Consider the following 9090-nt stretch of genomic DNA (forward strand, 5'->3'; position numbering starts at 1 on the left):
GCTCCTAGTCTGCCTGTTCGGCCTGTTTTAATAACTGATCGATTACCCATGATGCGCTACGTGCCCCATCCTCATGAAAGCCCCAGCCCCAGTAAGCGCCGCAATATGAGGTGCGGTTTTGGCCGTTGACCTCGGCCCAGCGTTGCTGTGCTTCAATCGCTGGGGCATCAAACACTGGATGACGGTAATGTCGTTCTATCCAGACTTTTTTCGGATTCAGGGCAAAATTAGGATTCAGGGTGGCAAAGACCTGGGTTTTGCAGTTCAGGTTCTGCAACTGGTTCATCCAGTAGCTAAAGCCATAATGTGTGCCACTGTGTTGAAATGGCGTCTGTTCAGTGACCTGAGTCGGCGTGACGTGTACATGCCAGCTGGCCCACTGGCGACGGGATTTGGGCATGATAGAGGTATCGAAATGTACCACCATGCGGTTATCCTGATAGCGGAACTTGCCTAGCACGTCCAGCTCCTGCGCGGTCGGGTCTTTCAGCAGTTTCAGGCTGTCATCGGCGTGGCTGGCGAAAATCACCCAGTCAAAAAGCTCGCTGCCCTGTTGGGTTTCAATCAGCACATCATTGGCACTGCGAGACACCTGATGCACAGCAGTTTTACGAAGCGTGATATTGCACTGGGCCTGAATGGCACGGACGTAGCGAGCTGATCCACCCTTGACCGTCAGCCATAAAGGACGGTCTTTGAGCTGCAACATGCGATGATGCTGGAAAAAGCTCACCACAAACTTATACGGAATCTGTCCGGCCTGTTCCACTGGGCAGGACCACAGCGCCCCGCACATCGGATAGAGATGTTCCTGACGGAAGGCTTCGGAATAGCCATGCCGATCCAGATACTCATCTATACTGAGCTGTGCATCGACATGCTCGACATCCAGATCTTTATTGACGGCATAGAAGCGGAACAGATCCGACAACATCGCGCGAAAATCTGCATTAAAAAAGTTTTGAGGTCGGAACAATAACGAGAATTTTTTTGAAGGATTGTACTGTAAGCCAGTGACCTGATTATTCACCGAAAAGCCCATGTCACTGCTTTGCGATTGAATGCCAAGTTCTTTTAGCATGGCGCAGAACAGCGGATAGTTATGCTCATTAAAGACAATAAAGCCACTGTCCACCGCAACCTGTTCACCATCGATATTCAGCTGATGGGTATCGGTATGACCACCAAAGTAGTTATTCTTTTCAAAGACTGTGACTTCATGCGCTTTGCTGAGTTTCCAGGCAGCATACAGACCAGAAATACCTGAACCAATAATTGCAATTTTCATGGTGATTCCTTTGAATGAATAGTCGGAGTGCCGGTCTTGGCAGCTTTTTTCTGTTTTCGAGCCCGGGCAATTTTACTGACGTCATAGACACGTGCCGGAATGGGCTTGAGTCCCCAGACCAGCCCGAACAAAGACATGAGTTTCAGCAGGTAATAGGTCACATCAATCTGCCACCAGTAAAAACCCTGCCGGGTACTGCCGGCATAATAATGGTGATTGTTGTGCCAGCCTTCGCCCAAGGTAATGATCGACAGGAATAAATTGTTGCGGCTGTGATCATCCGTGTCAAAATCTCGGCTGCCATAATGATGCGCCAGTGAATTGATACACAAGGTGGCATGGATCAGTAACACGGTAGACACGACAAAGCCCCACACTAGCAATTGCAGGCCTGATGTACCAAGTTGCGGCCAGGTGATGGCCACCCACTCCCCGAGTGCATAAATTCCTCCCGCGGTCAGCAGCACCACAATTAAACTGAAGCGGTCCAGCCAGATCAGTTCCGGATATTTCAGCCAGTCCTTGATCACTTCTTTACGCGTGGCAAAATTATATTCATTTAAAAACCAGCCGACATGGCTGTACCAAAAACCATGTGTTGAGGAGTGTGGATCTTGTAATGTATCGGTATAGCGGTGGTGATAACGGTGATGGGCCGCCCACCATAGCGGACCACGCTGTGCACTCATAGTTCCAATTAACACAAACAGGAATTGCACCGGACGCGAAGTCTGAAAAGTTTTATGTGACAGATAGCGATGAAAAAAGGCCGTAATGGAAAACATGCGGATTAGGTAGAATGCGAGCATAAAACCCAGTGCAAACCACGATACCCCCACCCAGAATACTGCCAGACAGGCCAGATGCAGTAGAATAAAGGGTAAAATTCTGAACCACTGAATTTTACTATTTTCAGCGGTCAGCGTTTCAGGCGATGTGTGTATGGACCAGCTGTCTATCCATCGCATCAGGCTTTTCAACATGGACTCATCCTACTTTTAAGCGGTTGTCTTTATTCTATTTGATGAGTCTAATCAGTCAGATATGAATTTTATGTGAAGTGAAATAAAAAAAAAGCCGAACTGTAGAGAGACTAATGAGTTCGGCAAAAGGGTAACAGATTAATGCGGCAATTTGATCAGTTTTGTAACGTCGTAACCATAATATTTTGCTGTATCCTGATAGGACTCATAGGTGGCTTCATCCAGTTGCGGTTCGCGCGATAAAATCCACAGGTATTTGGTACTCGGTCCACCGACCAGCGCCACTTTATATTCCGGATCCACGCGTAATACCCAGTAATGCCCTTTGGTAAACGGAATCCATCTTAAACCTGGCGGCAAAAAGCTGACCTTCAGTTTGCTGTTGCCCTGATTTTGCGGATAGGCTACCCCTTCAGAGCTGATCATTTCACCATTTTCAATCCAGCAGCTATTTAAGACGCCCATGGTCTGATCGGCATTGACAGTGTATTGTGCCGAGATATCCGAGACACATTTACGCTGAAAATACATCGGTAAATGCGCAATTTCATACCATTTACCCGCATACTGCCGGATATCCACCTGATCGACTGCCTGAGGGGCAACCGTTTCAGCTCGGGCAGTAAAGCTTAAGCTGATGATGGCCAGCGCTGTAACTGCGAAAACCGACTTGAATAGCATCTTCATTTTTAAGCCTTGTTTGATTTCAGGATTAGCATAACCCAGCTGGATGTGAACAAAGCGTGAAGATTAGATGCTGCGATTCAGTTTTTGTTGAGATGCCATTCGTTTATCCGCTAAAAAATAATTAAGTCTTCAACATTAGAAAATTCAGGTTCTCGGGAATTACACCGATCGAAAATAAACCTCCTGATTCTTTTCTTAATTTAAGCAGTCAAACCAGACTAGTTAATTCAAAGCCATTCTTTGCTGTCATCGGCAACAGGTGTGCCATGCATCACATGCTGAATCATGGCATAGGCGATACTGCCCTTGAACGGAATCTCGGGTAACTGATCAAACTTAAAAAACTGCGCATCGCTGAGTTCATTTTCCTGAATCTGAATCTCGCCTGCATGATATTCTGCCCTGAAGGCCATCATCAAATTGCTGGGAAACGGCCACGGCTGACTGGCTAGATATTGAATATTTTTGATTTGTAGTCCCACTTCTTCCATCGTCTCACGGCGTACCGCCTCCTCCAGGGTTTCGCCCACTTCGACAAATCCGGCAATCAGGCTGTACATCTGGGTTTTGTTACGAGCATTTTTTGCCAGCAGAATTTCATCTGTACCTCGGGTAATGATAGTGATCACACAAGGATTCACACGCGGATACTGGTTATAACCACAGGATGGGCAGACCATAGCATAGTGACTGACGTGCTGCTGGGTCGGGTGGCCACATTTACTGCAAAAGCGGTGATTACGGCGCCACTCTAGCAACTGCACAGCGCGACTGGCTTGTTCAAACTGTGGCCTGCTCCAGACCTGCACCAATTGCCGGATCGGGACTAGTTGATAGCCTTCAGGTACTAATTCATTTTCTTTTAGATCCCGTGCAATAACCTGGCCATTTTCCGACAGATCCAAGTCGTGCTGCAGTCTTGCTACCAGCGGCAACTGAAAATGCTCATCCACCATTAATTGCTGCTGTCTAAAAATATACGCTTTTGAATGCATGCTCATGACATCCACTGATTAAAAAAAATCCCATACATGGGGGTGTATGGGACAAAACTAAGGAAGCTTACATAGAGTAACTTCTCTTTAGATACTAAGCGCACGCTGCCTGAATTACAACCATAATAATTTGTATCTTTTTGATTAAAATCACATAATTTTCACAACATTTATGTATTCAGGAATAATGCGAAGCGAGTTTCATTAACTGGCTGTAGCATTATAGAGATGGACACTCTGTTATTGTAGCAATCATGATTCCTTTGCAATGTCACCAGATCATCTGGTCGGGCTGAATTAACTGAACATGCGGACTGATCTGTATTTTCACAAAAAATTGAACTGGCTGGCTATAGACTAGGCTATCTTTGATCGGGTCTGGAAAGGCTATGCGTTTCGGTTTAATTCTGGGTGACCAACTTCATCATCAGCTTGCTACGCTTAAAGCGCTAGACCGTACCCGGGATGTGATCCTGATGGCCGAAGTGGTTGAGGAAGCGACTTATGTCGCCCATCATCCGCAGAAAATTGCCCTGATTTTTAGCGCGATGCGGCATTTTGCCAAAGAGCTCAAAGCGAAAGGCTGGCGTGTACGTTACCATGCCTTTCAGTCCAGCAGTCCGATTCGTAGCCTGCTGGATTTCGTACAGGCACAGCAACTGCTCTTCCCCGTCACAGAATTGGTAATGACCCGATGCGGGGAATACCGCCTGCAGCAGCAGATTGAACAGCACTGGAGCCAGCAGCTGCAACTGCCGGTACAATGTCTGGATGACGATCGTTTTTTCTGTAGCCCGGAACAGTTCCGGCACTGGGCCAGCCGTTACCAGACGTTGCGCATGGAATATTTTTACCGGGAAATGCGTAAACAGACCGGTTATTTGATGCAGAGACAGCAGCCACTTGGACAACAGTGGAACTATGACAGCGCCAATCGCAAGGCATGGTCAGGCACTCCACCATTGCCTCCAACACTTCATTTTGAACGCGATCAGATTGATCTGGATGTAATGCAACTGGTTGAGCGCGAGTTTCCACTTCACGCTGGCAGCCTTGACAACTTCCGCTGGGCCACCACACGTAGCAATGCTCTGCTTGCACTGGAGCATTTCATTACCCACAGTTTGCCGCATTTCGGAGATTATCAGGATGCCATGGTTCAGGGTGCAGACATGCTGTTTCACAGCCTGCTCTCGCCTTATCTAAATTGTGGTCTGTTACTGCCCAAAGAAGTTTGTGATGCGGCAGAAGCTGCCTACCATGAAGGTCATGCACCACTGAATGCAGTGGAAGGTTTTATCAGGCAGATCCTCGGCTGGCGCGAATATGTCCGCGGAGTTTACTGGCTGTACATGCCGAAGTATGCCAGCCGCAATGCGCTGCAGTACTCAACCCCTTTGCCACAATTTTACTGGACTGGCCGCACTCAGATGAAGTGCATGGCTGAGTGTTTCCGTAATACTTTTCAGCATGCGTATGCACATCATATTCAGCGTTTGATGGTGACTGGAAATTTTGCCTTATTAACTGGTATAGACCCGCAGCAGATCAGTGAGTGGTATCTGGCAGTATATGCCGACGCCTATGAATGGGTAGAACTACCGAACACCTTGGGCATGGTGATGCATGCCGATGGCGGCTTGATGGCCAGCAAACCCTATGGGGCTTCGGGCAATTATATCCATAAGATGTCGGATTACTGCAAGCACTGTAGCTACAATGTCAAAACCCGTACCGAACCGGACAGCTGTCCTTTCAACAGCCTGTACTGGTATTTCATGATCCGGCATGAAGCGACATTCCGTACTCATCCACGTATGGGCATGATCTATCGACAGCTGGACAAGCTTAAAGATCGGCCGCAGATCATCAGCCATGCCCAGCAACTTCTTAGCCGGATTGATGAGTTATAAACCATGAAAAAACAGCATCTTCCTGAAAAAATCTGTATGCACTGTTTGCGTCCTTTTACTTGGCGCAAAAAATGGCAACGCTGCTGGGAGGAAGTCAGATACTGTTCTGAACGATGTAAACGTGAGTCCAGACAACGGTCAAAGTCAAACGCTTAGAAACGCTTGTATTGCCGTGAACAATAGGCCCGTATCACGTCGGGTGAACGCAGTTGCAGATGTTTGGTTTTTCGGCCGGTGACGCGTTCACGCCACATTTTAAAACTCGATGCTTTCATATTTTGCCGCATCAAGCTGATCACCGCCGCTTCATTTAAACCATACTCACATAAAATAGCTTCAAAAGGAGTTCGATCTTCCCAAGCCATTTCTATAATTCTGGATACGTCTTGTTCAGAAAATTGATTCATACTATTCTCGTTTTTAATCATCATGAAGCGTGAATAAGCTTTATCGACTTTAATTTAACTAAAAGAATAACAGTACAATCATGAATTTTTTGTGATTTTTTCTAGTTTACGAAGGCTTTGTTGCACAAAGATTTCATAATTATATGATTTTAAAGTTTTGATTGTTTTTTGATCCAAAATTAAATTTATTTAAATCAGATGCTTACATATTTATGCAACAAAGCCTCTGTGAGGCTAGTTGATTTTTCAGATTATGCTAGAGAATTATTAGCCTTATAAGCTATGAATAGCCATCGATTTACTAGCCACACTTTTCCTAACTAAAAATTTACCGTATATAAAATACTGAAATGCATTTTTACACCCTAGGTTTTACTAAAAGGTAAATCCAATGATATAATTAAAAATCAGTTGTTCTGCCGATAATTCTGTACCAAGCACACTCATCAAGGGATTGATTTCCTATCTTTTCACTCAATGTGAAATTTTTGCTTTTATCTACACGCACCAAACTACGACAAAATACGGGGGAATTATGCCTTCCAAAAAAGCATCTTGGTTTGATAACGTCAATCCAAATGTATTTTTTAGCACCGTGATTATTATTTCTGTTTTTTTAGCATTAGTGATATTTACACCATATGCTTTTAACTTGCTCACCAATCAGTTAAACCAATGGATCACAGCCTCATTTAGTTGGTTTTATGTACTTGCTGTCGCCATTTTTCTGATCGCGCTTACCTGTATCGCCTTGTCTAAAATGGGGCGTATTAAATTAGGTCCAGATCATAGCGAACCTGAATATAAAAATAGTTCTTGGTTTGCCATGTTATTTACCGCAGGAATGGGTATTGGCTTAATGTTCTTTGGTGTGGCCGAACCCGTTATGCACTATGTTAGCCCACCGACTGGAACACCCGAAACCATCCAATCTGCCCAACAGTCCATGCGTATTACTTTTTTCCACTGGGGATTGCATGCCTGGGCTATTTACGCTTTAGTGGGATTAAGTCTTGCTTATTTCTCTTTTAGACATAACTTACCTTTAAAGGTGCGTTCAGGCTTATATCCAATTATTGGCAAGCGAATTTATGGCCCTATTGGCGATGGAATTGATACTTTTGCAACTATAGGCACAATATTCGGTATCGCAACCACTTTAGGTTTTGGTGTAACTCAAATTAGCTCTGGGCTAAATTATCTATTTGATTTTGAAAATAGTATTCAAACCCAAGTTATCTTAATTATCTTAGTCAGTGCACTCGCATCATTTTCAGTTTTTCTTGGTCTTGATAAGGGCATTAAACGACTTTCTGAACTAAATATCATTTTGGCCGTAATACTGCTCGCATTTGTATTTTTCGCCAGTTCGAGTATTTATATTTTACAAACCACCATTCAGAACATTGGTCAATACGTTTCCAATTTATTTGCAATGACCTTTAATCTGTATGCTTATCAGCCTACAGGCTGGATTGGTGGATGGACCATCATGTATTGGGCTTGGTGGATTTCATGGTCGCCATTCGTTGGTATGTTTATCGCTCGTGTCTCCCGTGGACGCACCATCCGTGAATTTATTGTAGGGGTATTACTCATTCCCACAGGTTTCACTTTGGTATGGATGGGTTTTATGGGTAATGCCGCGCTATTTAGTATTCTTTTTGAAAATCAGGGAGGTTTAGTTGCTGCTGTAGAAAAAGACTCTTCTGTTGCCTTATTTGAGTTTTTAAAGCACTTGCCATTTTCTGGGGCTTCTAGCTTACTTGCAACGGTTTTAGTTTTTCTATTCTTTGTGACTTCTGCAGATTCTGGGTCTTTAATCACCGATTATTTAACAGCAAAAACAGAACATTCTCCTGCGTGGCAACGACTGTTTTGGACAGCAACTATTGCTGTGCTCTCTATTATTTTATTGATTGCAGGTGGCTTAGAAGCTTTGCAGTCTGCAGTTATTATGAGTGCCCTACCGTTCACTTTTATTATGCTGCTATTGTGCATCGGACTCATCAAAGCCTTACGTTTAGATGTGACTAAGATGCAAGCTTTACAAAGTGCTCGAATCACACCACGCGCTATACATAATCCAAGAAGCTGGCAACAGCGTTTAAGTTTAATTATGCATTCGCCTCACAGTGAATCCGAAGTCAAAGCCTATATTAAACAGGATGTACGTCAAGCATTTCAGAATTTAAAGCGTGAATTTCAACGTCGCCAACTGAATGTATCTATTGTCGAAAGTGATCAAGGCTTACTATTCAAAGTCAATCATCATGATGAAATTAATTTTATTTACCAAGTAGCTGTAAGTAAAACTCTCCCTCCAAGCTTTATGCTTCAAGATCAAAATGAAGATACTCAGCAGTCTTATATTGCTGAAGTGTTTTTACGGGAAGGTGGTAAAAACTACAATGTGATGGAATGGACACAAGAAGACTTACTTCAAGACATTTTGGAACAATATGAGCGGCATTTATATTTCTTAAATGTGGTTCGCAACTAAGTATTGGAGAATGTAAATTAAATTGTGTAATTGCCTGAATTTGCTATGCTCAAAACAATGAGTGTAACGAAATTGGTTTGATCCGAAGGACAACTAGCCCGATCTGTGAATGAATGCTCATATTTTTATTTTTTTGTGATTTAAGTTATATTTATTGCAGAAATTAGTGCGGTAGTTTATTTTTTAGCCCGATCTCCCCTGGTCGGGTTTTCTATACTTAAAAATAGCTAAGAACTTTGTAAGCGTCCGCTGAATCCCATACCTATTTTTTAATTCGATTTAGGTTTCCAGCAGTGCGGCAGCAATTCTTCAAT

The 9090-nt window shown here is 43.9% G+C and carries 8 protein-coding genes; 3 read left to right on the plus strand and 5 right to left on the minus strand.

The features are described from left to right. Window positions 1-4: 4 nt before the first annotated feature. From CF596_RS03275 to nudC, 4 genes are all read right to left on the minus strand, one after another. A complete protein-coding gene (locus tag CF596_RS03275) occupies window positions 5-1288 on the minus strand; it encodes an FAD-dependent oxidoreductase (protein ID WP_096901220.1) in 1284 nt (427 codons plus the stop codon). Further along, window positions 1285-2271: an acyl-CoA desaturase gene (locus CF596_RS03280; RefSeq protein WP_096901221.1), complete on the minus strand. Its 987-nt coding sequence runs from the start codon at window positions 2269-2271 to the stop codon at window positions 1285-1287. Before CF596_RS03280 ends, CF596_RS03275 begins: the two co-directional genes overlap by 4 nt. A gap of 138 nt (window positions 2272-2409) precedes the next feature. Beyond that, complete coding sequence (locus tag CF596_RS03285; RefSeq protein ID WP_096901222.1) at window positions 2410-2958, minus strand: lipocalin family protein; 549 nt, start codon at window positions 2956-2958, stop codon at window positions 2410-2412. A gap of 227 nt (window positions 2959-3185) precedes the next feature. Continuing rightward, window positions 3186-3959, minus strand: a complete 774-nt coding sequence (nudC, locus tag CF596_RS03290; protein WP_171324809.1) for an NAD(+) diphosphatase — start codon at window positions 3957-3959, stop codon at window positions 3186-3188. Window positions 3960-4342: 383 nt separating this feature from the next. On the opposite strand from nudC, the gene CF596_RS03295 reads away from it, so the two are divergent. Together CF596_RS03295 and CF596_RS03300 are read left to right on the plus strand one after the other, a co-directional pair. Continuing rightward, the gene (locus CF596_RS03295) at window positions 4343-5866 is read left to right on the plus strand and encodes a cryptochrome/photolyase family protein (protein WP_096901223.1); all 1524 of its coding nucleotides are present in this window, start codon (window positions 4343-4345) and stop codon (window positions 5864-5866) included. Window positions 5867-5869: 3 nt separating this feature from the next. Then, entirely contained in the window at window positions 5870-6022 is a 153-nt protein-coding gene (locus CF596_RS03300; protein WP_076755130.1) for a DUF2256 domain-containing protein, read from the plus strand. Here the strand turns inward: CF596_RS03300 and CF596_RS03305 are convergent. Next, window positions 6019-6273, minus strand: a complete 255-nt coding sequence (locus CF596_RS03305) for a TIGR03643 family protein (protein ID WP_096901224.1) — start codon at window positions 6271-6273, stop codon at window positions 6019-6021. The genes CF596_RS03300 and CF596_RS03305 overlap by 4 nt on opposite strands. A gap of 535 nt (window positions 6274-6808) precedes the next feature. Here CF596_RS03305 and CF596_RS03310 point away from each other — a divergent pair. Next, complete coding sequence (locus tag CF596_RS03310; protein WP_096901225.1) at window positions 6809-8776, plus strand: BCCT family transporter; 1968 nt, start codon at window positions 6809-6811, stop codon at window positions 8774-8776. Window positions 8777-9090 lie beyond the last annotated feature (314 nt).

This window comes from Acinetobacter sp. YT-02 (assembly GCF_002412355.1).
GTDB lineage: Bacteria > Pseudomonadota > Gammaproteobacteria > Pseudomonadales > Moraxellaceae > Acinetobacter > Acinetobacter towneri.